Source organism: Haladaptatus sp. T7 (genome assembly GCF_026008575.1).
Lineage (GTDB): Archaea > Halobacteriota > Halobacteria > Halobacteriales > Haladaptataceae > Haladaptatus > Haladaptatus paucihalophilus.
Genome location: NZ_BROP01000002.1, coordinates 467,738 through 493,213 on the forward strand (window position 1 = coordinate 467,738; position 25,476 = coordinate 493,213).

Annotated in this window: 30 protein-coding genes and 1 tRNA gene; 19 read left to right on the forward strand and 12 right to left on the reverse strand. The window is 61.6% G+C overall.

The window, feature by feature from the left end; translation table 11 throughout:
• Window positions 1–14 precede the first annotated feature (14 nt).
• Both OPC11_RS08550 and OPC11_RS08555 read left to right on the forward strand, forming a co-directional pair.
• On the forward strand, window positions 15–1,202 hold the full coding sequence (locus OPC11_RS08550) for a hypothetical protein (protein ID WP_264781614.1): 1,188 nt from the start codon (window positions 15–17) through the stop codon (window positions 1,200–1,202).
• A 131-nt stretch (window positions 1,203–1,333) separates the two neighbouring features.
• Window positions 1,334–1,408 (forward strand) — tRNA-Glu (locus OPC11_RS08555).
• Between the two features lie 148 nt (window positions 1,409–1,556).
• Here the strand turns inward: OPC11_RS08555 and OPC11_RS08560 are convergent.
• A complete protein-coding gene (locus OPC11_RS08560) occupies window positions 1,557–1,703 on the reverse strand; it encodes a hypothetical protein (protein WP_264781615.1) in 147 nt (48 codons plus the stop codon).
• A gap of 253 nt (window positions 1,704–1,956) precedes the next feature.
• Between OPC11_RS08560 and OPC11_RS08565 the strand changes: the two genes are divergently transcribed.
• Genes OPC11_RS08565 through queC form a run of 3 tightly spaced genes read left to right on the forward strand, consistent with a single transcriptional unit; the run spans window position 1,957 to window position 3,993 of the window.
• Window positions 1,957–2,394: a 6-pyruvoyl tetrahydropterin synthase family protein gene (locus OPC11_RS08565; protein ID WP_264781616.1), complete on the forward strand. Its 438-nt coding sequence runs from the start codon at window positions 1,957–1,959 to the stop codon at window positions 2,392–2,394.
• A gap of 2 nt (window positions 2,395–2,396) precedes the next feature.
• Window positions 2,397–3,191: a 7-carboxy-7-deazaguanine synthase QueE gene (locus OPC11_RS08570; protein ID WP_264781617.1), complete on the forward strand. Its 795-nt coding sequence runs from the start codon at window positions 2,397–2,399 to the stop codon at window positions 3,189–3,191.
• Between the two features lie 31 nt (window positions 3,192–3,222).
• Window positions 3,223–3,993 (forward strand): 7-cyano-7-deazaguanine synthase QueC, encoded by a 771-nt coding sequence (gene queC, locus OPC11_RS08575; RefSeq protein ID WP_264781618.1) that lies wholly within the window; start codon window positions 3,223–3,225, stop codon window positions 3,991–3,993.
• A gap of 64 nt (window positions 3,994–4,057) precedes the next feature.
• Here queC and OPC11_RS08580 read toward each other — a convergent pair whose 3' ends face one another.
• From OPC11_RS08580 to OPC11_RS08590, 3 genes are read right to left on the reverse strand one after another with little or no spacing between them, the layout of a single operon-like run.
• Window positions 4,058–4,981, reverse strand: a complete 924-nt coding sequence (locus tag OPC11_RS08580) for a DMT family transporter (RefSeq protein WP_264781619.1) — start codon at window positions 4,979–4,981, stop codon at window positions 4,058–4,060.
• Complete coding sequence (locus OPC11_RS08585; protein WP_069451700.1) at window positions 4,981–5,667, reverse strand: CPBP family glutamic-type intramembrane protease; 687 nt, start codon at window positions 5,665–5,667, stop codon at window positions 4,981–4,983. Before OPC11_RS08585 ends, OPC11_RS08580 begins: the two co-directional genes overlap by 1 nt.
• On the reverse strand, window positions 5,664–5,954 hold the full coding sequence (locus OPC11_RS08590) for a DUF5789 family protein (RefSeq protein ID WP_007978398.1): 291 nt from the start codon (window positions 5,952–5,954) through the stop codon (window positions 5,664–5,666). Before OPC11_RS08590 ends, OPC11_RS08585 begins: the two co-directional genes overlap by 4 nt.
• 521 nt (window positions 5,955–6,475) lie before the next feature.
• Here OPC11_RS08590 and OPC11_RS08595 point away from each other — a divergent pair.
• Both OPC11_RS08595 and OPC11_RS08600 read left to right on the forward strand, forming a co-directional pair.
• Entirely contained in the window at window positions 6,476–7,291 is an 816-nt protein-coding gene (locus OPC11_RS08595; RefSeq protein WP_264781620.1) for a hypothetical protein, read from the forward strand.
• A 98-nt stretch (window positions 7,292–7,389) separates the two neighbouring features.
• Window positions 7,390–8,385 carry a hypothetical protein gene (locus OPC11_RS08600; protein ID WP_264781621.1) on the forward strand — a complete coding sequence of 332 codons (996 nt, stop codon included), beginning with the start codon at window positions 7,390–7,392 and terminating at the stop codon, window positions 8,383–8,385.
• A gap of 873 nt (window positions 8,386–9,258) precedes the next feature.
• Here the strand turns inward: OPC11_RS08600 and OPC11_RS08605 are convergent.
• The 3 genes from OPC11_RS08605 to OPC11_RS08615 are packed head-to-tail and all read right to left on the reverse strand — an operon-like array spanning window position 9,259 to window position 11,866.
• Window positions 9,259–9,693: a Mut7-C RNAse domain-containing protein gene (locus OPC11_RS08605; protein WP_264781622.1), complete on the reverse strand. Its 435-nt coding sequence runs from the start codon at window positions 9,691–9,693 to the stop codon at window positions 9,259–9,261.
• A complete protein-coding gene (polX, locus tag OPC11_RS08610; RefSeq protein ID WP_264781623.1) occupies window positions 9,693–11,432 on the reverse strand; it encodes a DNA polymerase/3'-5' exonuclease PolX in 1,740 nt (579 codons plus the stop codon). The genes OPC11_RS08605 and polX overlap by 1 nt, the downstream gene beginning before the upstream one ends.
• On the reverse strand, window positions 11,429–11,866 hold the full coding sequence (locus OPC11_RS08615) for a DUF5788 family protein (protein ID WP_007978386.1): 438 nt from the start codon (window positions 11,864–11,866) through the stop codon (window positions 11,429–11,431). The genes polX and OPC11_RS08615 overlap by 4 nt, the downstream gene beginning before the upstream one ends.
• A gap of 118 nt (window positions 11,867–11,984) precedes the next feature.
• Here OPC11_RS08615 and OPC11_RS08620 point away from each other — a divergent pair, with 118 nt between their 5' ends.
• The 4 genes from OPC11_RS08620 to OPC11_RS08635 all read left to right on the forward strand — a co-directional run bounded on the left by OPC11_RS08620 (window position 11,985) and on the right by OPC11_RS08635 (window position 15,392).
• Window positions 11,985–12,674 (forward strand): class I SAM-dependent methyltransferase, encoded by a 690-nt coding sequence (locus OPC11_RS08620; protein ID WP_007978384.1) that lies wholly within the window; start codon window positions 11,985–11,987, stop codon window positions 12,672–12,674.
• Between the two features lie 90 nt (window positions 12,675–12,764).
• On the forward strand, window positions 12,765–13,658 hold the full coding sequence (locus tag OPC11_RS08625; protein WP_007978381.1) for a rhomboid family intramembrane serine protease: 894 nt from the start codon (window positions 12,765–12,767) through the stop codon (window positions 13,656–13,658).
• Window positions 13,659–13,664: 6 nt separating this feature from the next.
• The gene (locus OPC11_RS08630; protein WP_264781624.1) at window positions 13,665–14,516 is read left to right on the forward strand and encodes an endonuclease V; all 852 of its coding nucleotides are present in this window, start codon (window positions 13,665–13,667) and stop codon (window positions 14,514–14,516) included.
• A 24-nt stretch (window positions 14,517–14,540) separates the two neighbouring features.
• The gene (locus OPC11_RS08635) at window positions 14,541–15,392 is read left to right on the forward strand and encodes an SDR family oxidoreductase (RefSeq protein WP_007978367.1); all 852 of its coding nucleotides are present in this window, start codon (window positions 14,541–14,543) and stop codon (window positions 15,390–15,392) included.
• 39 nt (window positions 15,393–15,431) lie between these two features.
• On the opposite strand, the gene OPC11_RS08640 is transcribed toward OPC11_RS08635, so the two are convergent.
• The 3 genes from OPC11_RS08640 to OPC11_RS08650 all read right to left on the reverse strand — a co-directional run bounded on the left by OPC11_RS08640 (window position 15,432) and on the right by OPC11_RS08650 (window position 18,037).
• A complete protein-coding gene (locus OPC11_RS08640; RefSeq protein WP_007978366.1) occupies window positions 15,432–16,472 on the reverse strand; it encodes a TRC40/GET3/ArsA family transport-energizing ATPase in 1,041 nt (346 codons plus the stop codon).
• 185 nt (window positions 16,473–16,657) lie between these two features.
• Window positions 16,658–16,819, reverse strand: a complete 162-nt coding sequence (locus OPC11_RS08645) for a hypothetical protein (protein ID WP_264781625.1) — start codon at window positions 16,817–16,819, stop codon at window positions 16,658–16,660.
• A gap of 111 nt (window positions 16,820–16,930) precedes the next feature.
• On the reverse strand, window positions 16,931–18,037 hold the full coding sequence (locus tag OPC11_RS08650) for a pyridoxal phosphate-dependent aminotransferase (protein WP_264781626.1): 1,107 nt from the start codon (window positions 18,035–18,037) through the stop codon (window positions 16,931–16,933).
• 99 nt (window positions 18,038–18,136) lie between these two features.
• On the opposite strand from OPC11_RS08650, the gene OPC11_RS08655 reads away from it, so the two are divergent.
• The gene (locus OPC11_RS08655) at window positions 18,137–18,640 is read left to right on the forward strand and encodes a CinA family protein (RefSeq protein WP_264781627.1); all 504 of its coding nucleotides are present in this window, start codon (window positions 18,137–18,139) and stop codon (window positions 18,638–18,640) included.
• A 41-nt stretch (window positions 18,641–18,681) separates the two neighbouring features.
• Window positions 18,682–19,161 (forward strand): metal-dependent hydrolase, encoded by a 480-nt coding sequence (locus OPC11_RS08660; RefSeq protein ID WP_026177680.1) that lies wholly within the window; start codon window positions 18,682–18,684, stop codon window positions 19,159–19,161.
• Window positions 19,162–19,164: 3 nt separating this feature from the next.
• On the opposite strand, the gene OPC11_RS08665 is transcribed toward OPC11_RS08660, so the two are convergent.
• Window positions 19,165–19,929: a PHP-associated domain-containing protein gene (locus OPC11_RS08665; protein ID WP_264781628.1), complete on the reverse strand. Its 765-nt coding sequence runs from the start codon at window positions 19,927–19,929 to the stop codon at window positions 19,165–19,167.
• A 164-nt stretch (window positions 19,930–20,093) separates the two neighbouring features.
• On the opposite strand from OPC11_RS08665, the gene OPC11_RS08670 reads away from it, so the two are divergent.
• The 6 genes from OPC11_RS08670 to OPC11_RS08695 all read left to right on the forward strand — a co-directional run bounded on the left by OPC11_RS08670 (window position 20,094) and on the right by OPC11_RS08695 (window position 24,965).
• Window positions 20,094–20,729, forward strand: coding sequence for an HAD family hydrolase (locus OPC11_RS08670; protein WP_264781629.1), 636 nt, complete (start codon window positions 20,094–20,096; stop codon window positions 20,727–20,729).
• Between the two features lie 49 nt (window positions 20,730–20,778).
• Window positions 20,779–21,087 (forward strand): hypothetical protein, encoded by a 309-nt coding sequence (locus OPC11_RS08675; RefSeq protein ID WP_007978360.1) that lies wholly within the window; start codon window positions 20,779–20,781, stop codon window positions 21,085–21,087.
• A 58-nt stretch (window positions 21,088–21,145) separates the two neighbouring features.
• Window positions 21,146–23,113: an AMP-binding protein gene (locus OPC11_RS08680; protein WP_264781630.1), complete on the forward strand. Its 1,968-nt coding sequence runs from the start codon at window positions 21,146–21,148 to the stop codon at window positions 23,111–23,113.
• Between the two features lie 100 nt (window positions 23,114–23,213).
• On the forward strand, window positions 23,214–24,110 hold the full coding sequence (locus OPC11_RS08685; protein ID WP_264781631.1) for an FAD:protein FMN transferase: 897 nt from the start codon (window positions 23,214–23,216) through the stop codon (window positions 24,108–24,110).
• On the forward strand, window positions 24,094–24,429 hold the full coding sequence (locus OPC11_RS08690; RefSeq protein ID WP_264781632.1) for a hypothetical protein: 336 nt from the start codon (window positions 24,094–24,096) through the stop codon (window positions 24,427–24,429). Before OPC11_RS08685 ends, OPC11_RS08690 begins: the two co-directional genes overlap by 17 nt.
• The gene (locus OPC11_RS08695; protein ID WP_264781633.1) at window positions 24,426–24,965 is read left to right on the forward strand and encodes a hypothetical protein; all 540 of its coding nucleotides are present in this window, start codon (window positions 24,426–24,428) and stop codon (window positions 24,963–24,965) included. The genes OPC11_RS08690 and OPC11_RS08695 overlap by 4 nt, the downstream gene beginning before the upstream one ends.
• Here the strand turns inward: OPC11_RS08695 and OPC11_RS08700 are convergent.
• Entirely contained in the window at window positions 24,959–25,474 is a 516-nt protein-coding gene (locus tag OPC11_RS08700; protein WP_007978350.1) for a metalloregulator ArsR/SmtB family transcription factor, read from the reverse strand. The two genes, OPC11_RS08695 and OPC11_RS08700, sit on opposite strands and share 7 nt — an antisense overlap.
• Window positions 25,475–25,476 lie beyond the last annotated feature (2 nt).

The window sequence follows — 25,476 nt, forward strand, 5'->3', positions numbered from 1 at the left end:
GGACGATAAGGTACATGAGACGGCTCCTGGCTGTCGGCCTCATCACGGTGCTGCTCATCGCGTCGTTTCCCACGTTCGGGACGGCCCAGAGCAACGCCCCGACTCCGCAGAAGATCACTACCTCCCAGGAGTTCGATGACGTCGAATTTCACATTCTCGTCCACAGTGACAGCACTGCGATATGGACATTCCGCTACGAGAAAACGTTAGAAACGCAACAGGAACGCAAGCAGTTCGAGGAGTTCGCACAGAACTTCAACACCTCCGACACGGAACTGTATAAGAATTTCAGGGAGAACGCGGTCGAACTGACCTCGACGGCGAACAACCGAACGAAACGGAAGATGACCGCTGGTAACTTCTCCAAGCGGGCCTTCATCAACCAAGCGGGACTGACCGGAGACACGACCCGCGGCGTCGTCGAGATGTCGTTCCGATGGTCGGGATTCGCTTACGGCAGCGGAAACACGACCGTCTTCGGTGACGTATTTCAAGGAGGACTCTACCTCGGGGATAATCAGAAACTCGTCGTCTATCCCGCGGACGGTATGTCCTTCAAATCCGCACAACCGGCGAAGGGACGAAGCATAGCGGGCGATACGCTGGCGGAAAGCGATTCCGTCTCGTGGACCGGTCCCCGTGAGTTCAACGACCAGCGTCCGATGGTGAAGTTCTCCTCGCCACCCCAGTCGAGTTCGTCCACGAGCACGACATCGACCACGGGCGGCGCGAACGTGCCACCGGGGAGCGGCGGCGAAAGATCCGGCTCGAACTCGCCGATGATGTTCTTCATCGCGGCGCTCGTCGTCCTCATCGGCTTGGCTGCGGTGTTCGCGTGGCGACAGGGAAGCCTCGGCTCGCTGTCCTCCGGTCGTAGTACCCCGAGCGGTGGAGGCGGAGGCGGGGGCCCCGGTGGGTCCGCCGCAACTGAATCGACCACCGGCTCTGCCGAACCGGCGGTCAGCGACGAGGAACTGCTCACCGACGAGGCACGGGTGAAAAAGCTGCTCCGCGAAAACGGCGGTCGGATGAAGCAGGTCAACATCGTGGACGAAACCGGCTGGTCGAAATCCAAAGTCAGCATGCTGCTCTCCGAGATGGAGGAGGACGGCGAGATAAGCAAACTCCGCGTCGGCCGCGAGAACATCATCAGCCTCGACGGTCACGAACCCGACGCCGCCGGGTCGCCGCTCGACAGATAAGGGTCGTTTTTTCGGATAATCGCTCCGTCGAGAGCCGCGCCTGTTCGCGTTTCTGAATGTGTGACCGACAGCCACGGCGCTCTCGAAACGCAACTGTTAAACAGTCCGTGCGATTACGAATGAGTACACGCGCTCCGTTGGTGTAGTCCGGCCAATCATCTTGCCCTCTCACGGCAAGGACCAGGGTTCGAATCCCTGACGGAGCATTTTCTGGAAGTAAACGTTCGAGCGGCAGCGAGGCGCGTTTACGAACTCGAAATGCGAAAGGTTTGAACCCCGAGAGATGGGGTTACACTTCCCTTCGTTTCCGAGTCAGAACACGATTCGTGGAATCTCGACTGCAGTGCGATAGTGTCAGGCGTCCTCGTTGGCCCGCTTGCTCTGGTTGGCGATGAATTTCGAGACGACAGTAATGTCGAGGATGCCAGCGGCGATGGCAAGCAGTGCAATGAGGGGGTCATCTATCAGCACGAACAGTACGATTCCGACGAAAATCACCATAACCCCGCTTCCCATTATCAGATACCGAAGTTTGGTGTGATCTTCGAGGTCGCCAAAATTTTGCAAGTTTTCGACAGTACTTCCCATACTACACGAGTGTAATACTAACGACACATATTCATTACGATTGAAATCCCCGAAAGAGACGGGACCACGATTCTGGAGAAGGAAATCGAAGATTCCCACTCACCCATCTCACCTCACGACCGATTGAGAGTGATGCGTTTAAGTATTCTCTCGATAATCTCCGAATATGCCTACATCTTTACTCGAATCATCTCACGAACGAACGCTTCACATCGGGCGCGACCGTCCGATTCGCATCAGCGCCGGTCACCGACTGCTGCATCACGACGGGAAATGCAGCCGACCACACGGCCACAACTACGAAATCGAGGTAACCGTCGTCGGTGAACTCACCGAGGAGGGGTGGGTCGTGGACAAGGGGGATATTACTGCGATACTCTCCGAGTGGGACCACATGTTCCTGCTGGAGAAGGGCGACCCGCTCGTGGACGCCTTCGAGGAGAGCGGCGACGGGTCGGCGGTCGTCCTCTTCGAGGACCCGCCGACGGCGGAGGTGATGAGCCTCGAACTCGAACGCCGGTTCCGCGAGGAACTGCCGGGGAACGTCTCCGAGGTGGCGGTCGAGGTGAGCGAGACGGCTGAACTCTGTGGTGCCCCCGTCTGATCATGCCGGTGAACGCGACCGAACCGAGTGACGGGAAACGCGCCGACGGCGAGCGCGAGGGGGCGGACTCGGACGAACCGTCGTTGCCCATCAACGAGTTGTTCTACTCCCTGCAGGGGGAGGGGACGCTCGCGGGCGTTCCGAGCGTGTTCGTGCGGACGAGCGGCTGTAACCTCCGCTGTTGGTTCTGCGATTCGTATCACACCTCGTGGGAACCGACGCACGCCCGGATGACGGTGGACGAAATCGTCGCGGAGGTCGAATCCTACGACGCGAACCACGTCGTCCTCACGGGTGGTGAACCGCTGGTACACGAGGAGTCCGTCACCCTGCTCGACCGCCTTTCGGAGCGGGGCTATCACACGACGGTCGAGACGAACGGGACGATATTCCGCGACGCCCCCATCGACTTGGCGAGCGTCAGCCCGAAACTGGCCTCCTCGACGCCGACGCCCGAAACCGACCCGAAAGGCGACGGCGAGTGGGAGGACCGGCACGAGGAGCGGCGAATCGACGTGGAGACGCTCGCGGCGCTGGTGGACGCCTACGACACCCAGATGAAGTTCGTCGTCACCGACGACGGCGACCTCGAAGAAATCGAGGAACTGGTTTCGGACGTTCGCGCGACCGCCGACGAACCGCCCTCCGATACCGACGTGCTCCTGATGCCGGAAGGAGCGACCCGCGAGCAACTCGACGAAACCCGCGAGCGAGTCGCACAACTGGCGATGGAGTTCGGCTATCGCTACACGCCGCGACTGCACGTTGACCTGTGGAACGACGCACCGGGTACTTGAACGACGACAAAACAGACGTAGCAACGATACCATGATACGAAACGACACAAGCGACGAGACGAGCGAAAACGAGACGACTGCCAGCGAGACGACCGCCAACGAGACGACTGATACCGGCCGACCCGAAAAGCGCGCGGTCATCCTCGCTTCCGGCGGGATGGACAGCGCCACGGCCGCCTACGAAGCGCGCGAACGGGGCTACGAACCGTTCTTCCTGCACACGTCCTACGGCCAGCGAACCGAGAGCAAGGAGTTCGACTGTGCGAAACGACAGGCCGACGAACTCGACGCCGGATTCCTCCACGTCGAGACGAGCCACCTCGCCAAAATAGGCGGGTCGAGTCTCACCGACGACGAGATGACCGTGGAGGACGCCGACTTGGAGAGCGACGAGGTGCCCGACACCTACGTCCCGTTCCGAAACGCGAACCTGCTTTCGATGGCCGTCTCCTGTGCGGAAGCGAACGATTGTGACGCCGTGTTCATCGGCGCACACAGCGAGGATTTTTCGGGGTATCCGGACTGCCGCCCGCAGTTCTTCGAGGCGTTTCAGGCCGTCGTCGACACCGGAACGAAGGACGACACGTCCATCGAACTCGTCGCGCCGTTCGTCGAGTTCAGCAAGACGGATATCGCGGAGCGCGGGGTCGAACTCGACGTGCCGTACGAACTGACGTGGAGTTGCTACCGCGCGGAAGAACCCGCCTGTGGTACCTGTGATTCCTGTGCGCTCCGCCTGCAAGCCTTCCAGAACGTCGGCGAGCGCGACCCCATCGAGTACGAAGAGCGGCCGAGCTACTGACTACTGACGGTTCGCGGCCGAAGTACCGACCGTCACGGCCGAATTACTGGTTTTCCCGTCCGGACTACTGGCTTTCCCGTCCGGTCGAGGCGACGTAGATGCCGCCGAGGACGACGGCGCCGCCGACCATCGTTGCGACGCCCGGTACCTGTCCGAGGATAACCAACGCGAGCACCGTGCTACCGACGGGTTCGCCGAGGAGCGTGACGCTCACGACGCTCGATTCGACGTATTTCAGCGCCCAGTTGATGACGGTGTGACCGAAGATGCCGGGACCGACGGCCATACCCAAAAACAGCACCCACTCCGTCGGTCGGTACGCGGCGAGGGAAACCTGCGCACCGCTCGTCAGCGCGGCACCGAACAGTACGACCGTGGAGACGCCGTACACCACGGTCACGTAGGGAATCAGGGACACCCGTTGGCGGAGCGAGCGCCCGGCGAGGACGTAGCCCGCCGCCGCAATCGCCCCGATGACCGCGAGCGCATTGCCGTAGAGCGGGCGCTGTCCCGCGACCGTCGCGGGAGAGAGGAAGTCGCCGAACGACATCGCCACCATCCCGAGCAGTGCGACGAGGATGCCGACCATCGTTTTTCGAGTGACGCGCTCGTCCAACAGCGCCCACGCGCCGAATGCCACGAAGAGCGGTTGTGACTGAACGAGCGTCACAGACGCGGCGACCGTGGTCCAGTCCAAACTCTCGAACCACGCGATGAAATGCCCGGCGAGTGCACACCCGGTGACGACCGCGATGAGCAAGTCACGTTGCGAGAACGCCCGGAGGTCGTCCCGATAGCGCGTGACCGCGAACGGCGCGAGCAACAGCGTCGTGAACAGCGACCGGTACAGCGCCTTGACGATGCTCGGCGCGTTGCTGAGTTCGATGAGGATGGCGCTCGTACTCACCGCGACGATGGCGACGGCGAGCGCCGTCATCGGGGACACTTCATCTTCCATCCGCTCGACCATCCCGACCATGCCGGACATCACAGATGCACCGGAAGCCACGACAGCCAGTTCAACACGGTATCCTGTGGGATGAGCGGTTCGTGGAGCACCAACCAGTCGAGGAGCATCAGGCCGATACCGTGGGCGACGACGGACGGCAACACCGAATCGCAGTTGTAATCCACCGCGCCGAACAGCACGTCCGTCGGTCCCGAGAGGATGACCTCGACCGGCGGCTTACCCAAGTGGTGAAACGCGTAGATTATCGGACTCACGAAGACGCTCTTGAAACCGATCTTCCGAACGCCGACGCAGAGAAAGCCGCGATAGTACGTTTCGGCGGCGAGAACGACGATGAACTGCTTCACCGCGTGCGGGAGAAAGCTCCCGAGTGCGGCGTTCGTCTCCCACATCGGGTAGTAGGTCCGAATCGTCGGGAGCGACGACCCGACGACGTATATCGGGACGACGAACGCCGCGAGAACGAGCGTGTTGCGAATCGCTTTCCGGTTCACCCGATAGCCGATGCGGCGACCGTGCGTCACCGCGAGCGCGCCGGGAACGACGATGTACAGCGTCACGTCGCGGAAAACGCGGAGGTTCAGACTCCCGCCGGTGCTCGGCCAGTACGACCACGCAACCGCGATGAGCGCCCCGACGAGGAGCGACAACCGTACCCACGTCAGGCCGAACGTCCGGTCCCCGACGGTCCGGGAGAAGTTCACGAATCGTCGGCGGTGGGAATCGGTCCGGTTCCGATGGCGTCCTCGACGGCGTTGGTGAACTCCTGTTCGCTCTGGAAGTACGTTTCGTCGACCGCTTCCAGCACGTCGGCGAGTTCCTGCGGGCCGTCCGGGGTCCGAATCGTCTCGCCTCCCTCCTTTCGTTCGACTTCGCTCTTCTGGACGGGCCAGAACAACCGCGAGGTGACTCGTGCGAGCGGTGCGCCATCGACGGGCTCGCGCTCGCCGAGTTCGACAGCGGGCCCTTCGTCTTCGGTATCGTCAGCCATACTGGGCCGTTTGACAGGGTGGGGATTAGGTTTTTCGAACCCACCTTTTGCCGCGGTCGGGAGCCGAATCCGGCGCGATTCGCGGCGGATTCGGCCTTCCTCCCTTGCAAAATCTGGACCAAAAGCCGTCGTCACCCCCTCTTGCGCGTCTTCGACGCGCATTCAGGGGGTTCCTTGGCCCGGAAATCGGAGATTTTCCGGAGGGAGACAGGGTTCCGCGGTTGTGACACTGGCGGATTCCGGCGGTTGTGACACTGCCGGACTTCTGCTGTTTGTGGAAATTACTGATTTCCGGCGGTTGTGTCACCGGCCTATCGCTCCCTCCGGTCGCTGTCTTGTTTTCCGTCGAAGGTCATATTCGGAGACGCTCCGTCCGGCGTCTTGTCGGAAATGATTTCGGTTCGTGTTCGTCAGTAATGCCGTCCGTGTACGCGACTTTTCTCCATCTCGTGTCCGAAATCAAACGATAGTGATACCTGTCTGACGCAGTAGTTTAGTAGGAGGCCTCCAATGGCAGACACATGACAAGCCTCGGGGAAACGTACGAAGGGCACGGCGGCGTGAAAAAACGCCCCCGACGCCTCTATCTCGGCGTCGGCCTGTTTCTCGTCGGGTCGTTGCTCGTCGTCGTGGGTATCCTCGCGGCGACGACGAACAGTTTCGCGGCGATGGGTCTCGACAACTACGGGTCGTACAGACTCGCGGGCATCACCGCCGGGTTGGGCGTCCCCGCCGTCTTCGTCGGCGTGTTCGTCGTTCTCCCCGCCACGAGCGACCGCGTGCGGGCGGCGGCGGCCATCGGGTCCAGCATCACGATTCTCGGCGTCGCCATGTTCTGGTACGCCTACCCGCAACACTGGCGCGGACACGGCGAACACCTCACCCTGCCCGTCGTCGCGGTGTACTTCACCGGCCTCATCACGACGTTCTGGTGTCTGTTCACCGCCGTCGTGAACTTCAAGACGCGCAACGACCCCGGCGGAACCGTCACGATGGAGGTCACGCGCAAGGGCGAGACGAAAATCGTCGAAGTCGAGAAACCCAGCGGTCTCGGCGGCATCGGCGTCTTCGGCGACGACCCGGTCGGTACCGAAGCCGTCAGCGATGGCGGCGCGGCGAACGACGACATCTCCTCGCCCGTGGACGCGACAGGACAAGGGACGAGCGGGACCGCCGCGACCGAATCGACCCCGGCGAACCCGACGGACGCCTACTGCGGCAACTGCGCCCACTTCGATTACGTCCGCACCGACTCCGGCATGACGCCCTACTGCGGCCTGCACGACCGGCGGATGTCCGACATGGACGCCTGCGAGAAGTGGGAATCGAACCGGTGAATTAGTAGGATTCCGGTCACAAGGGAACACTTATTTTATGTATTGTACTTTCACTGTATACCGTACTCTTTATTATATTGATCATTAAATCAACTTATATGGGGCTGGTTGACGATGAAAGCATATTCGATCAAGACAAGAAGATGTTGAGTCGTGTTGAAGAATTATCGCAGTTAGGGATAAAGGGAAAACCTCTTGAACGGTGTGTTGAACGACTGGGGATAAATCTCTCAGATCGTTCCGGTGATATACAGCGACAAGTCGCTAAAGAAGTTTCAGATGAAGAATTCTCCACAATATTATCCGAATTCCGATATGCTGGAAGTGTAACTATTAACTACCACGTTATTACTGGAATTTCTGACTTTAAATTCGACGAAGTTTCCAATTATTGCCGAGAAAAGGTGCCAAGTCCCAGTGAAGTAGAAGGGGAAACACGTACAGTCTATTTCGCGTCAGATGAGGGATATGACTCCCGTCAATACCTGTCCTTTGGTTACTTTGACACCACTACTAGCGAGGATGCGGCCACCGGAAGGATCACTAATGAATTTTTAGAGCGTCGATGTGTAGCAGTCATCAGGGACGATATAGATTTAATCGAAATACGTGCATCTGATTCGAAAATGGCTGAACGAGTGGTAAACACTATCGCTCGCTCGCTCAATATGGGTCAAGACGACAATGTTTACGTTCCAGACTTCCATACGGGATTTCAGAAGGAGTTTAACGGGATTGTTGATAAATATACGAGTCTGAAAGTAAGATTGCAAGAAACAAAAGAAAGTACTGTGGACACAATCTCTTTCACCTCAGGAGAAGATGAATCTGGTGAAAGAAAGGATGTCCGGGATGATGATCGAGTTACAAAAGAACTCGACGATGATGGTTCCGAAATCACAATGGGATATGTAGAACTAGACGGCGGGGCATCAGCGTTCCATCTGAATCGAAAGAAAGGTAGAATATCGTTCAGACGAAACGAGCAGGAGAAGAAAATTAGCGAAATTACGGAGGTGATACATAATGCACTCAAAGAAACTGGAGGATATCAGCAACTCAAACTTAACGAGAATAAGTTCATACCTGAGTGAGCTATACTCCTCCGACGTTGCTCGCTTTCGTCTCTCCGATATGGTTAAAGGTGCTGACATCACCCGCGTAGAGGCATTTTCGGTAATCGAATACTTGATTGAAGAAGATACTTTGAAGCCTCTAGTAGAAGTTCGGTGCCCTATTTGTGACCAACGAGAAGGGATATATAAAAAGAAATCAGATATACCAAGCAGGGATAGGAGTGAATTTTGTGGCCATTCATTTAATACTAGAGATCAATCTAATTGGGAAGTAGTGTATTCATTTGAAGGGGGTTTGAACTCAGATTTTTTTCGAAACTCGGTGATCGTCTGAAGCTCTATTGTACAAGCTCAGTAGACACATCTTCAAACGTACTCGCTCGTGAATTTGAGAGGCTTGATCAACTTGACGGCGTTTCAAATGAGCAGGAACGGGGCCGAGTCTTTGACTACCTCATAGCACTTCAGTTTAGTCGAATAGACGGTGTAGAGTGTGCGGCTAAGATTGACACAGATCGAGGCGAAGTAGACGTTCTAGCAGACTTCACGGATGCTGATAAAACAATATTCCGACTAACTGGAAATCTTGTACCTATCGAAAATAAATGGGAGCGGAAGCCCACAAAGCAACGAGAGATTCATATTCAACAGAGGAAGGCTGAATTGGCTGATCTTCAAAGTAGTTGCTTTGTATCTTGTTTCGTAAGTATGGGCGGGTTCACTAAAGATGCTATAAGAGAAGTACACAGTTGTGAGAATCCCACAATGATCCCACTTGAACGCGAAGACATCACCCAATTGGTCTACTCTGACAATATCGAAGAAGAATTTAGGGAAAAAATTAATATAATATGATCTGTAGTTAACTCGAATTATAGAGCAAAAAATCCTCTACAACTCCGAGAGCGTCCGCTCGACCGACTCCCAGTGGCTCCCTTTCCAGAACCGCTTTCCGCAGTCTCGACACCGCCAGACGGGTTTGCCGTCCGGCGCGTGGTCTGGCGCGGGTCCGTCGTCCCGAACCAGTTTTCCGTTACAGGAAGAACACCGCGCGGGTTCGGACAGCGAGAGGTCCACCCCGTCGTTCCGGAGTTCGCGGAGTTGGTCGCGGACGTCGAGCGATTCGATGAGGAAGGCGTCGTCGGCGCGCTCGGCCAGTTGCACGTCCCGCGTCACGAGCGTCCTGTCCTCCGTTCCGGCCAGTTCGAGAATCGCGTCGTCCGCCTCGACGCCCCTATCCAGCGCGTAGGCCGCATCGTACCCGCACATGCGGAGGTACGTCGAGAGCGACCCGAGCATCACGTCGAGAAAGAAGCGGCGACCCATCAGTGAAGGAACTCGCGGACACCCGCCGCGTCGCGGGCGTTGAGCACGTCCGCCGCTTCCGCCCATCCCCGTCGTGCGGTGTGAACGCCGTACCTGACGTTCCGGTATTCCGCGGGGCTGTGGGCGTCGGTGTCGATGGCGATGGTGGCACCTTCCTCCACCGCCACCTGTACCGCCGCACCCCAGAGGTCGAGTCGGTGGGGGTTGCTGTTGATCTCCAGCGCGACGCCGTTGTCCGCGGCGGCGCGCGCCACCGCTCGGACGTCGAAATCGTGACCGGGACGGCGGTTGATGAGCCGACCGCTCGGATGACCCAGAATATCGACGCTCGGATGCTCTATCGCTCGAATAAGGCGGTCCGTCCCGTCGCCGTCGAGACCGCTGTGTGGCGAGGCGACCACGACGTCCAAGTCGGCGAGCACGTCGTCGCCGACGCTGATTCCACCGTCCGGGTCGATGTTCGCCTCGACCCCCGTGAACACGTCGATGGCGGCATCCTCGGCGACCGCTCGAACCTCGTCTATCTGTGCTTCGAGTTCCTCGTCGTCCAAGCCGACGCCGCCGACCATTCCCGAACCCGTCGCGTGGTCGGAGATGGCGATGTAGTCGTGACCGAAGTCGGCGGCCCCTTCGACCATCTCCGCGATAGTGTCGTTCCCGTCCGACCAGTTCGTGTGCAGGTGCAGGTCGCCGCGCACGTCATCTTCTTCGATGAGGTCGGGCAGGTCCCCGGCGAGGGCGGCGTCGATTTCGCCGTTGTCCTCGCGCATTTCGGGCGGAATCAGGGGCAAACCGAGGGCGTCGTACATGCTGGCTTCCGTCTCGCCCGCGACGCGCTCGCCGACGCGCTGGCCAGCGTCGGGGTTTTCGACATCACTCACATCGAACACGCCGTACTCGTTCACCTTGTAGCCCTGCTCTATCGCGTAGTTTCTGAGGGTGATGTTGTGATTCTTGCTTCCCGTGAAGTACTGGAGGGCGCTGCCGAACTCCTCGGGAACGACGACCCGGAGGTCGATTCGCATGTCGGAGACGCGGACGGCGGCCTTGTCCGTCCCCGCCTCGATGACCTCCGTCGCCCGCCCCCAGTCGGTGAAGGCGTCGATGACCGCCTCCTTCTCCTCGCTCTCGGCGAGGACGTCGATGTCGCCGATGGTCTCGCGCCAGCGGCGGAGCGACCCGGCGAGTTCGTGTCGCCCGACGGTCGGTATCTCGTCGAAGAAGGCGAGCACCTGCTCGCCGACCGGACGGGCGTCGCCGAGCAGTTCCCGTCCGCGAACCGTCCGCGCGAACTCGATGCCGTCGAGGATGTTCTGCTCCGATTTGGGACCGTAGCCCTTTATCTCCTGAATCTTCCCCTTGCGGGCGGCGTCCTCCAAATCGTCCAGCGTCTGCACGCCGAGTTCGTGATAGAGGTCGCCGACCGTCTTCGGGCCGACGCCCTCGACGCGCGTCAGTTCCGCCATCTCGACCGGGAGGTTCGCGCGTTCCTCTTCGAGTTCCTCGATTTCGCCCGTCTCGAAGTACTCGATGACCTTGCTCGCGATGGAGTCGCCGACCTGCGGGATTTGCCCGACTGCATCGGGACCCTCGGCCGCCAACTCCTCGATGTCCTCGGGGTAGTCGCGGATGTTGTCCGCGGCGCGGCGATAGGCCTGTGGCTTGTACTGCACGTCCTGTGCTTCGACCAAATCGGCGTACTCCTCGAACAGCGCCGCGACTTCGGCGTTTCGAGTCATAGTCGAGACCGTTTTCCGGCGCTCTCCTTCCCGAGCGCTTTCTGGAGGAACGACACCCACCGCTTCTGGTCGGCCGCCTCCTTCGCCTTCTCTTCGGCTTCGAGGTTCGTCGCCCCGAGGCTTTCGAGCGCGTTCAGCGCTCGGTCGATGCCGATGATGCTCTCGACCAGTCGCTCGCCTTCCTCGAAGCTGATGTCCGCCTCTTCGAGTCGTTCCTTGCGCTGGAGCCGTTCTCGGCGGAGGTTCGTCTTCGCCTGCTCCACGCGCTCCCGTTCTCCCGGGGGAACCGTGTCCAGCCGCTTGATTTCGAAGACGAACTCCCGGAGGTCGATGTCCTGTCCCTGGACCGAAATCGTCTCGGGAATCGATGCGCCGACGGTCGCGCCCTCCCGCTCGACCCGTTCCAGCAATCCTTTGCGTTCGTACCCCTTCACACCCCATACTCGTCGTCGTGAGGGCAAAAACCTCATGCCCTATGCGTTTCGGTCATAATTCTCCCCCGCTCGAATGAGGCCAGAAAAAGCATTACTTCGCCCGTGGGGAACTGGTGCCATGAAAAAGCCCGGCGAAGTGTTCGCGGATTCGAGCCTCTACGACCCCGGTATCGAGGCCATCGTCCCGCGGTACGACGAACTTCACGACGCGATTTTGAACTCGCCGCCGCAGGACCGGACCGAGGAGATACGCGTCCTCGAACTCGGTGCGGGGACGGGCGAACTCACGGCGAAACTGCTGACCCGCTTTCCGGAGAGCACGGTCCTCGCGGTGGACCACAGCGAGGGAATGCTCGCCGAGGCCGAGCGAAAACTGGAGACGTTCGGGGACCGCGCCGACATCGTGCAGGGAACCTTCCCGGACGACTATCCGACGGCGAGCGACGAGTTCGACCTCGTAATCACCTCGCTCGCGGTCCACCACCTCCCGTCGGCGGAAAAACGGACCCTCTTCGACTCGCTCGCCGACGCCCTCGTTCCCGGCGGATGGTTCGTCAACGGCGACGTGATTCGATTCGACGCGTCACACCTCGAAACGGTCTCGTCGGCGATGATAGCGAACTGGGTTCGCTCGAAGGGCTGGGAGGAAGAGGAGTTCATGAACCGCTGGCAGGCCAGCGACGAGTTCGACGACCCGGACGCGCTGACGGACCAACTGCTGTGGCTTCGAGAGGCCGGATTCGAGTCGGTGACGTCGGTCTGGCAGTACTACAACTTCGCCGTCTACGGCGCGCGGAAACCGGCCTGACCGTCACCCGTTCGGTCGCCGCGTTCTCCCCTAATTCTCGCATCCTCTTCACCCAAACCCATTTGGCCTATCGGTTCAAACCATGGACTAATGGCGCAATGCGACGTGTGTGGGCAGGACGAGAACATGCCGTACCAGTGTCGAATGTGCGGCGGGACGTTCTGCGCCGAACACCGACTGCCGGAAAATCACTCCTGTCCGGGGTTGAATCAGTGGAACGACCCGAAGGGAGTGTTCGACAGCGGCTTCGACGATAGCGCGAACAAGCAGGGCGGTGGTCGGTTCAGCGTGGACACGAGTCCCGGCGGACCGCTGAGCTACTTCCGCGGGAACATGACGTTCGTGTTCCTCACGCTGATGGTGGGGACGTTCATCGCCGAGGTGTTCGTCATCAACGTCATGGGCGACGCCCAGTTGTTCTCCGAACTGTTCGTCCTCCAATCGACACACATCGGACGGGTTTGGACGTGGGTCACGTCCATCTTCGCCCACAACCCGACCGGCTTCACGCACATCCTCTTCAACGGCATCGCGCTGTACTTCTTCGGCCCCGTGTTGGAACGGCGCATCGGGAGCAAGAAGTTCACGGCGCTGTTCCTCGGCAGCGGCATCCTCGCCGGGTTGGCGCAGGTCGGCATCGTCGCGATGATGGGCAGCACCTCCGCCGTTCTCGGCGCGAGCGGCGCTATCATGGCGGTCATGGGCGTCCTCACGGTGCTGAACCCGAACATGAAGATTCTCATCTACTTCATCATCCCGATGCCCCTCTGGCTCGCAACGGCCCTCTTCGCCGTCTACTCCGGATTCGCCAGCGTCATCGGCGGTGCGGGTGCGGGCGGCGTCGCCCAACTGGCCCACCTCACAGGACTGGGAATCGGCCTGCTCTACGGCGCGAAACTGAAGAGGGAAGGAAAACGCGGCCCCTCCGAGTTGGACATCGGTGGACGGCGGGGCGGCGGCATGGGCGGACGTAGGCGATTCTGATTTCCGATGCGCCTCGCACATCCCGAATTCGCGCCGGACGCTTCGCTGTCGCGCGAAGAGATGGAAGAACTCCAGCACGAGGTGGCCGACGCGGCGATTTTCGAGGACGCGTTCGAGTTCGACCCCGAGAGCGTCCGCGCCGAACCGACGGACGACGCGCAGACTCACCTCCCGACGGGCGAGGATGAGAACGAGGGCGAGGACGACGATTCGGATGTCGCCGTGCCCACCGAGTCCCCCGAATCCCCCGTCGTCGTCGGCGTGGACCAAGCGTTCGTCGGCGACCTTGCGGTGAGCGCTGTCGTCGCGTCGCGGGACGGCGAAGTCATCGAGCGCGCCCATGCCGCCGTCGAGACGGAGATTCCGTACATCCCCGGCCTGCTGTCGTTCCGGGAGGGAACGGCGATTTTACGCGCCTTCGAGGAACTGACCGTGGAACCGGACCTCGCAATCGTGGACGGGAGCGGACGGATTCACTTCCGGGAGGCCGGAATCGCCACCCACATCGGCGTGATGCTCGACCTGCCCGCCATCGGCGTCGCCAAGAACCTGCTCTGCGGCGACCTCCGCGACCCGCCGGAGGGACACATGGCCGAAGGCGAGCGCGTTCCCGTGGTGTCGAACTCGCGGGTCAGCGCGCCCGACGGGACGGTCATCGGCTACGCGCTGCAGTCGCGCCAGTACCCGAATCCCGATAAGCGCCACGTCAACCCGCTGTACGTCAGTCCAGGCCATCGCGTGAGCGCCGAGACGGCCGCGGAACTGGTCTGGCAACTCTGTGCAGGCTACAAACTTCCCGAACCGACGCGGCGGGCGGACGCGTACGCCGATGAAGTAACGGAAACCGTTGATACTTAGCCACCCCCGTCCGAAGGAAACCCCATGGATGAGACTGTGCTGATAACCGGCTGTTCGTCGGGCATCGGACGGGAAACCGCCCTGTCGTTCCTCGCGGACGGCTGGGAGGTGTACGCGACCGCCCGGAACCCCGCCGACATTCAGACGCTCGGGGAGAAGGGCTGTCACATTTCGACGCTCGACGTCACCGAAGCCGACGACGTAGAGCGCGTCATCGACGAAATCATCGACGAGCACGGTCATCTCGACTGTCTCGTCAACAACGCGGGGTACGCCCAACCCGGCCCGGTCGAGGACGTGCCGATAGAACAGGTCCACGCGCAGTTCGACGTGAACGTCTACGGACCGCTTCGACTGGCGCGGGCCGCGCTGTCCCACATGCGGGAGCGCGGGAAGGGGACTATCATCAACGTCTCCAGCGCGGTCGGCCGCGTGGCCGTCCCCGGCATGGGTATCTACAGCGGGTCGAAGTTCGCGCTGGAAGGCATCTCGGACTCGCTCCGCGGCGAAGTCGACGAGTACGACGTCGACGTCGTGCTCGTCGAACCCGGTCCGGTCGATACCGAGTTTTACGACCGGGCGAGTGACGAAATCGAAGGCGTCGAGCGCTCCGGCGGCTACGACCGCTTCTACGAGATGTACGGCGACCGGCAGGCCGTCGACGGCGGCATGCCCGGCGCGGTTCACCCGAAAGAGGTCGCGGACACCATCCTCGACGCGGCGAACGTCCAACATCCGGACGCCCGGTATCCGGTCGGGACGGTGGCCCAGCTCACCGACTACGCGCGCATCCTCCCCGCGTCGTGGCTCGACAAGCTGTACGGGACGGTTTCCGAGCTTTCGACAAGCGACTGGGTGAAAAAGTTCTTCGACTGATTCCGAATCCGATTCAAAACCGCTTCCCGACGGAACGCGTCAGTCCAAACAGGCTGCGACGACGCGCAACATCTCCTCGCCGCGAACTTCGTCGGCGAACAGCGGCACTCGTTTGATGGTATGGCCGCGGAACACGTCCTGTGCCTCTCGGAGCGCGCCCTGCTGGACCTCCCACCGCTGCTGACAGAACTCACATTCCTCCAGGTTCGGCGTCGCAAAACGACTCGAATCGACCGAATCGGTCACGTCGGCGAGGTTCTCCATCACGCGGTTGACGATGACCGTCCCGACGGGGATGCCGAACTCGTCGAGTTGCGCGAGCAGGCGCTTCGATTCGAACACGCTCATCTCCTCGGGAATCATGACGACGCGGAAGTCCGTCTTCGACGGGTCACGGAGCGTCCGCCGGAGGTCTTGAATCCGCTCTTTGAACGCGTCCAAGTCGTCCATTCCCTCCTCCGGGTCGTCGGCACCGCCGCCGAACATCCCCTTCACGCCGTCCATCATGCCCTGAAACCGTTGTCGAAGGCTCATCATCCGACCGACCATCGTGTCCATCAGTTCGGGGAGTTCGAGCAACCGGAGGGTGTGACCCGTCGGCGCGGTGTCCACCACGACTCTCTCGAATCGCTCGTCGTCCAGAAACTCCAGCAGTTTCTGCATCGCCGCCGCCTCGTCCGCGCCGGGCATCGCCCCGCCCAGCAGCGAGGCCATCGGGCCGTCGTCCTCGTCGCCGAGCATCCCGCCGAGGGGGTTCTCGCCGCCGAGCATTCCGGCCTGTTCTTCCAGCGCGGCGTCCGGGTCGATTTCGGCGGCGTACAGCGGAATCTCCTCCCGAATGCGCGTCGCCTCCGACGGAATGTCGTACTCGAACGTGTCCGACAGCGAATGGGCCGGGTCGGTCGAGACGACCAAGGTTCGGGTTCCGTCGCGCGCGCTCGCCAGCGCGGTCGCGGCGGCCATCGTCGTCTTCCCCACGCCGCCTTTCCCGCCGTAGAGAACGTACTCGGGTGCGTCGATACCCGTTGGAACGACATCCTCCTCGATTCGTTCGACGGGTTCGACGTCGATTTCAGCCATACCGGGAGCTATCGGGTGAGGGTTTACGTACCTTCTGTTGTCCGCGTACCGGGTTCGAGACAAACAGAGTGCAATTGCCGTGATACTGGTCTCGAAGACCGCACCGCATCAGCCACACCCTCCCCAACCGATTGCGCGCTTCGCTCCGGAAGAGCGACGCTCTTCCGTGCTCTCGTTCACTTCGTTCACGAGAACTCCGCTCCAGTGCTCATCCCTCGCATGATAACCCGCAGGGTCGCGGCCAGCGGTCGGCCGCGACCCTGCTGGCGCACGCGCCGACGTGGGTCGTCCGGTTTCGCGCACCCGTTTTCACCGTAGAGCGTATCGGCCCCACCTCTCACGAGCATTTAAATACGAAGCCGAAACCAACCTCGGTGGACGAGTTCGGGTCGCGGAGTTCCGACCGATTCGCGACCCACAGTCTGCCTAACCCAAACCGGGTGCGCCAATCGGGCGAGTCAGCGGTCGCTGAAGTAGTCCGCGAGTCGTTCGGCCGCCTCCTCGGCGCGGGGGGTGACGAGCGCGAAGCGAACCCAGTCGTCGCGCGAGGAGCCGAAGGCTTCGCCGGGCATGCCAGCCACGCCCGCCTCGTCGATGAGTTTCTCGACGTTCGAGAGCGTGCCGGGGAAGTCGGGGAAGCGAGCCATGACGTAGAAGGCACCGTCCGGCGTGGTGTAGTCCGCGCCCGCCGCGTCGAGCGCGTCGGTGAACGTCTCGATGCGCGATTCGAGGAGCCTGCGGTTTTCCTCGTAGTACTCCCGCGTCGTCTCGCGGAGCGCGTGGAGCACCGCGTACTGCGACGGCCTGCTTCCGGCAACGTTCGTCAGCATGTGGCGCGTCTTCGCCACGTCCACGAGGTCCGGCGGGAAAATAGCGTAGCCGACTCGGAAGCCGGTGATGGCCAGCGACTTGGAAAACGAGTTCGTGACGACGCGGTGGTCCGAATCGAACGTCAACGCGCTGGTGAACTTCCCGGAGAAGTCGAAGTGGTCGTACACCTCGTCGCTCACGAGGAGCGCGTCGTACTCCTCGGCGATTTCCACGAGTTCGCGCATCGACTCCTCGTCGTACACCGCGCCGGTCGGGTTGTTCGGCGAGTTGACGACGATTCCGGCGGTGTCCTCGCTCGCCGCCTCTCGAACGTCGTCTGGGTCGAGCGTGCCGTCCTCGGCGGTGGCGACGAAGCGCTGTTTCGCATCCAGCATCGTCGTCTTGCCGGGATAGTACGGATACACCGGGTCGGTCAGGATGAATTCGTCGCCCGCCTCGCGTTCCATCGCCCGCGCCATGGCGAGGTAGTTAGCCTCGCCGCCACCAGCGGTCACGACCACCTGAGAAACATCGACGTCGCGCCGCGCGGCGATTTCCTCGCGGAGTTCGACCAGTCCTTCGCTCGGCGGGTACTGGAAATCCTCCCCGCCGAGGTCGGCGTACTCGTGAAGTCCCTCAGCAATGCCGGGCGGTGACCCCCAGTCGGGATTCCCGCTCACCATGTCGATGACGTCGCGGTCGGCGTCCGTCGCGTATGTCATCACGTGAAAGAACAGCGGCGTGTCGTAGTCCATACCGCACGATTGCAGCACTGCCAAGTCTTTCTTTCGCCCACGACTACATCCGCCGGTCCGACCCGCACTTTCTTTCTCGCCCGCCCCGTCCACTCCCGCATGAGCACGAACGACGACGCCATCGAGAAGCGGGTCGGAGACGCGCTCCGCGAGTCGGGCGCGACGGTCGCAACCGCCGAGTCCTGTACCGGCGGCCTCATCGGGTCGCTGTTGACGGACGTACCGGGGTCGAGCGACTACTTCGACCGGGGACTCGTCACCTACTCGTACGATGCGAAGATGGAACACGTCGGCGTCACGCGCGAGGCGCTGGACGAACACGGTGCCGTGAGCGAACCCGTCGCCCGGCAGATGGCCCGCGGCGTGCGCGACGCCGCGGGAACGACGTGGAGCGTCGCCACGACCGGCATCGCGGGACCGGCTGGGGGAACGGAGGACAAACCCGTTGGAACCGTCTTCATCGGGGTCGCCCACGCCGGTGAGTGGGGAAGCGGCGAGAGCTATTCGTCGGTCGCGCGCCACGAGTTCGACGGGTCGAGACAGGAGATAAAGGCAAAAATAGCGCGACAGGCCCTCTCCGACCTCTTCGTCGAACTGGAGTGAAAGGGAAAACCTTGATAGTGCGGGGTGGGACCTGCAACCGAATGAATCGAAAGGAACACGTCATGAACGCGGCACTTCTCGGTATCGGACTCGGATACGTCCTTCATCCGGCGGGGGACACGACCACGTTCTACACCATCGTCGAGGTCGGCGTTCCGGTCATCCTCGGCGCGCTCTTTCCCGACGTGGATACCGCGTTCGGCAAACACCGGAAGACGCTCCACAATCTCCCGGTGCTCGCGCTGTTCTACGTCTTCCCGATGGTGTTCGGGAATTTGCAGTTCGTCTGGATCGGCATCCTCACCCACTACGCTCTCGACATGCTCGGAAGCAAGCGCGGCCTCGCGCTGTTCTATCCGTACGAGAAGGAGTTCGGCGCGCCGTTCGGCGTTTCGGTGAGCAGCAACTACGCGACGATGGTTACGCTGGCGGTGACGGCCTTCGAATTGGTCGTCGCGGCGCTCTTCGTCAATCGGCAGTTCCTCGTCCACGCCGGACTCACGGCAGTCGGGATTCAGTAGGTTTCAGTAAACGCTGATATCGTCGAACTGTCCGTCGTAGGCCTCGTGGTCGGGATGCGTCGGTTCCATTCCCGAGAGGACGAGACGGTCGATTTTCTTCCACGAGTTTTCCCACCCGAGGTGTGCGAACTCCACCCGTCGCCGGAGCTCGTGGCTTCGCCCCGTGCGGTGGACGACGCGCGTCACGTTCCCCGTCCGGAGTTGCTCGACCAACTCGGCTTCCGTTTCGACGGGGGTGTCGAACGCCGTCCACACCTCGCCGATGGTTCCGCGGAGATGGGCGTACGACGACCCGAACGCGGATTTGTCGGTGGTTTCGACGATGGCTTTCGCCCGACGGTTGTGTCGCTCCCAGTGTTTCGGGTTGTACGTCTCGACGGCGTGAATCACGTCGCTGTGGACGCGAATATCGGCCTCCGAGACGCCCACGCTCAAGAACTCGGGGTGAGGTACCAAGACCGCGGCGTTCTGTCGCTCGAACTCCGCCATCGCGCCGGTGAGCGTGATGAAATCCGGAACGGGTTCGTCGAGTCCGACGGCAAGGACGTGTTTTCGGTTCCGCCACGTCCCGGTAAACACCTCGCGTGCGGGCACGACGAGCAGGTCGTCGTCGGAGAATCGCTCCGTCCGTCGACGAATCTCCGGGAGGCGGACGAAGTGCGGCGCGTACACCAAGGCGTCGAGGCCGCGTTGCTTCGCCCGGCGGACAACCTTCTCGTCTAGCACTTTGACGTGCATGTCTACCCTGAACTCGTCGCGGTCGGTCACACTCGTTCGTTTCGCGTGTCGAACGATAGGGATTCTGGTTTCGGAAGCCCTCGGTTAATCGAACGAACAATCGTGTTCGATACTCGTCGGGTAGTGGGGCCTCACTACCCTTCTACCCACTTCCTCCCAAAAGTACAAACCGTTCCGTTCGATACCGCCACTTGATGACAACCTGTTATTTCGACCTCGACGGAACGCTGGTACGTCACACGGCGTCGTTCGAGGAGATGTTCGTTGCGGCACGGGAGAGTCTGGGTATCCCCGACCGCGACGGGCTTCACGATAGCTACGTGACGGCGTTTCTCGACTACTTCTCGGCGTGTAACGACGAGCCGTATCGGGCCGCGATGAGCGACATCTGCGCCAAGTTCGACCTCCCGACCGACGGCGAGACGTTCGCGGACGCGCGAATCGAAACGGAACTCGAACGGACCGAACTCGTTTCCGGCGCGCACGAACTGCTCACGGACCTCGAAACCGACCACACGCTCGGCGTCCTGACGAACGGCGTCGGACGCGTCCAGCGCGAGAAGTTGCGACGCCACGGTCTGTCCGAGTACTTCGATGCCGAAATCATCTCCTGTGAAGTCGGGGTGAACAAACCCGACGCGGAAATCTTCGAACTGGCTCGGCGGGAGTTGCCCGACGATGCACACGCGTTCGTCGCGGACGACCTCGAACGCGACGTTCTCCCGGCGCAGGCAGTCGGATTCACGGGGATCTGGATTTCTGAGACGGACGATCCGCAGGCCGACGCGTCCATCGAGTCGCTGTCTTCGGTTCGACCCGTTCTCGCCTGACGAGCAAGAAACAGTTATATCATGGGAATTAGAGAATCAACACACGAAGATGAGCGCTTGGGAATGTGACATCGACGGCTGTGGGGAACGGTTCGACAGCGTCGAAGACGCCATCGTCCACCAGACTTCGGAGCACGAACGCCAGGAGTGCAAAGTCTGCGGGGCGGTCGTCCCAGACGGCTACTTCGCCATCCGCCACGCCTTCGACGAGCACTCACGCGCCGAGTACGTGCGTGCGTACGATGCGAATTCGAGCGACGTACGGACGCGCGAGCGAATCCGCGACGAAATCGAGGAGACGGCGGATCTCAAGGGAGTCGTCTCCCGACTCGACCTAACGGGCGGCGAACTGCCCTAAATATGTAATAAACTATTTTGAGGCGCGTGCGCAACGGTTTCCACATGGAGGTCACGACATGGATACACTCGCGGATGTAGACGAAATCGTCCACGAGCCGTCACGGGAGTTCGTGGAATCGACGAACGTCTGGGAGTTCATGCAGGAACACGACATCGATGACTACGAGGAACTCATCGAGCGCACGTGCTCCGAAGTGGACTGGTTCTGGGACGAGATGGTCGACTACCTCGACATCGACTTTTACGAGGACTACGACTCCGTTCGAGACGACAGCGAGGGGCCGCAGTTCTCGGATTGGTACCCGGGCGGGAAAATCAACATCGCCCACAACACCCTCGACCGGTACGCACAGGTCGATAGCCCGGAACGGAACCGCGTCGCCTGCATCTGGGAGGGCGAACCGGGCGACGTGCGCGAAATCACGTACCACGAGCTATACCGGGAGGCGAACATGGTCGCCAACGCGCTCGAAGAGCGCGGCATCGAGACGGGCGATACGGTGGGGCTGTACATGCCGATGGTTCCCGAAGTCATCTCGATACTCTACGGCATCCTCAAGGTCGGCGCGATAGCCGTCCCCATCTTCTCCGGGTTCGGTACCGACGCCACCGCGACCCGCATCGAGGATTCGGAGTGTTCCGTGTTGTTCACCGGCGACGGGTTCTACCGCCGCGGCAGCGAGGTCGTCCTGAAGGACACGGCCGACGAGGCCATCGAGGAGGCGGGCCACGTCGAACACACCATCGTCTACGACCGACTCGGCAGCGACGACATTCCGTGGGACGACGAACGGGACGAGCGATGGGACGAGGCCGTCCTCGAACAGGACGACGAGTACGAGACGAAGGAACTGGACGCGAGCGCCGAGTCCATGCTCCTCTACTCCTCGGGAACGACGGGCAAACCGAAGGGCATCGTCCACACGCACGCGGGGCAGTTGCTGCAGTGTGCGAAGGAGATTTACTTCGGCTTCGACCACAAGGACGCAGACCGGTTCTTCTGGGTGTCCGACATCGGGTGGATGATGGGACCGTGGACGCTCATCGGTAACCACGCGTTCGGCGGCACGGTCTTCATGTATGAAGGTGCGCCGGACTACCCCGACCCCGACCGCTTCTGGGAGATGATAGACCGCCACGGTCTGACCGTCTTCGGCATCTCGCCGACCGCGATTCGGGCGCTCCGCCAGTACGGTGATGAGTGGTTGGACGACTACGACCTCTCCTCACTCCGCCTGCTCGGGTCGACCGGCGAACCGTGGGACCCCGAATCGTGGCTCTGGTTCTACGAGAACGTCGGCGGAAGCGAGGCACCGATAATCAACATCTCGGGTGGCACCGAAATCTGTGGCTGCTTCCTCATGCCGATGCCGATACAGTCGCTCAAACCCTGCACGCTCGGCGGACCGGGGCTGGGCATGGACATCGACATCGTGAACGCTAACGGCGAGTCCATCGCCGATACGCACGAACGGGGCTACCTCGTCGCCCGCGACTCCTGTCCGTCGATGACGAAATCGCTCTGGTCGGGCGACGAACGCTATCTGAACACCTACTGGTCCACGTTCGACGACATGTGGAACCACGGCGACTGGGCGCAGAAGGACGAGGACGGATTCTGGTTCCTCCACGGCCGCTCCGACGACGCCATCAACGTCGCCGGGCGGAAGGTCGGCCCCGCCGAAGTGGAAGGCGCGCTGATGGACCACGACGCGGTGAACCAGGCCGCCGCGGTCGGCGTCCCTGACGACACGACCGGACAGGCCGTCGTCACCTACGTCATTCTCGAACCCGACGTGGACGCGGGAGACGATCTCCGTGCGGACCTCCGCGAACAGGTCGGCGAGGAACTCGGCAAGCCGTTCCGCCCGCGCGAAATCCTCTTCGTGGACGAGTTCCCGAAGACCCAGTCGGGGAAGATAATTCGCCGGGCCATCGAGGCGGCCTACACGGGCGAGGATTTGGGCGACATGTCGAGTATCGAGAATCCCGATTCGCTCGAAAAATTGGACGAAGCGAACTGAGGTCGCCCGATTCGACGGGCGACCGTTCGATTCGACGATTGGACGAACATTCGATAGATGGACGCGAATCCCTATTGAGTCGCCCTTTGAACTCGGTTGTATGCATCGCCCTCGGATACGTTCCCGATTGGGGGATTCGACACCGAAACACCGACTGTACGCGACGGTTGGCGAAGCCACCGCGTCGTTCGACTGTTGTGATACGACTTTTCGAATACACGCGGATGGCGTCCGAGCGGAGCTGGCATGCGAGCGGGCGAAAGACACCGCGCTCCGCTTGGAACGGCAACTCGACGCGTTCGACGAATCGAGCCAGGTCGCCCGCCTGAATCGGTCGGGGCGCGTCACGAACGCCCACGTCGCACGGATCGTTCGCCGCGGGCTGGCCTACTACGAACGGACTGGCGGCGTCTTCGATATCCATCACGGAACCATCGAACACGAACTGAAGGCGTACATTCGCGGCGACAGTTCCACCGTCTCCGAGACGTTCGACCCGTCGTCGGTCGCGGTCGATGGCGACACCGTGACGACCGACGGACCGCTCGACTGCAACGGTCTCGCCAAGGGATACATCGTGGACCGGGCGCACGCCGAACTCTCGGGGCTGGGCCGCCGGGGATTCGTCGACGGCGGCGGCGACATCGCACGGCCGACCGGACCGGTCGGCATCGAGAGTCCGTACGGCACTGAGACGAATCTCCGCGTGCTCTCGACGCCGTGGAACGTCGCCACGTCGGGCGGCTACCGCCGCAACCGCGACGGGAGAGAGCACATCTACAATCCGAAGGAGGAACGCACCCGGTCGCACAACGACCTCGTGACGGTCGTCGCGCGTCGGGACTGCATGGAAGCCGACGCGCTCGCCACCACGCTCGCCGCGCTCCGACCCGAGGACGCGATTCGACTCGCCGAAGACTGGGACGGGGCGGAGGCGTTGGTCGTCCATCAGGGCGTCTTCCACGAAACGGAGGGATTCGATGAACACGTCCGGTAAACGCCGCCGAACGCTGCTCGCGCTGACCGTCGTCGTACTCGCGCTCGTCTGTGTGACCGGAGTCATGGCCTACCGGACGGCATACCAAGGAACGGGCAACGACCATTCGCCGCAAGCGACCAATCCACAGCAGTATCAACCGCCCGACGGCGGGCGAGCGGTCTCCGAGAGCCACGAGGACGAGTACGGTGAGCACCACGAGTACGATGAAGACGATGAGGGGGAGTACGGTGGCGGCAGCGGCGGCGGCAACACGAACGCCGCCGGGACCTGTCAGAGCGGCTGTCAGACCGTCGTGACCACGACGCGCGCCTCATGAACGAAGTCGTCACCCTCGCGCTCTGGTACCTCGACCGCGCGTCGGCGCTGGTGCTCTATCCGGCGCTCTGGCTCACCGTGTTGACGGGCGTGTTCTTCACGGAGCGGCGGTTCGGCGCGATACACCGGCTATCGCTACGGACCCACATCGAACTGGCCGTCTTCGCGGTCGGTATGATGGTCCTGCACGCTGTCGTCGGGACCATCGACGCGTGGTTGGTGGTGGACGGAATCGCCCCCGCGCCGAACTATCCGTTCCCCCTGTTCATCGCGGGCGTCGGCGTCGGCGGCGTCGCCGTCGTGTTGGTCGTCGTGGCCGTGTTGGGGTTTCTCGAACCGCGTCGGTTCGAGCACCCGAAAGCGATTCACGCCCTCGCCTACGGTGGGTTCGCGTTTGCGACCATCCACGCGGTCGCTATCGGGAGCGACATGACGGGACTGCTCGGGCAACTCGTCGCCGCCTCGGTCGGCTTCGTGGGCGTCGCGCTCGTCTCGAAACTGTTCGGCGGAATCCGAGCGGCCCGTCCGACTCAGTAGACGTCCCACAGGTCGAGCACTTTATCGAGGAGACGGTCGCGGAAACTCGCTTGATAGGTCGCATAGAGGCGCATCACCTGGTCCGGGTCCCGAAGCGAGTAGAGCACGGTGCGCCCGTCGCGTTCCTTTTCGACGATTTCCTCCTCGTGGAGTCGAGAGAGGTGCCACGAGACGGTCGAGCGCGACTTGCCGACGCGTTCGCTCAGGGCCGCGGTACTGAGTCGCTCCTCCGACGCGAGAAGGGCGATAATTCGACGCGAGTACGTCCGGCGAAGCGCGTTCATCGTCGATTTGTCCGCCGCCTCGAACGAGTGGGCCGGGTAGTAGCGCGTGAAGTTACCGTCGTCCGACGATTCGACGAGTCCCTCGTCTTCGAGCCATCGGAGATGGTACTGAATCGTCCCCTGTGCGTACTCGTGTCGCCGGAGCAGTTCGCGGAAGTGAATCCCCGGCGTCTCGCGGATTTCGCCGAAGATGACGCGCCGTGATTCGAGTTCGGGCTCGTCCATGT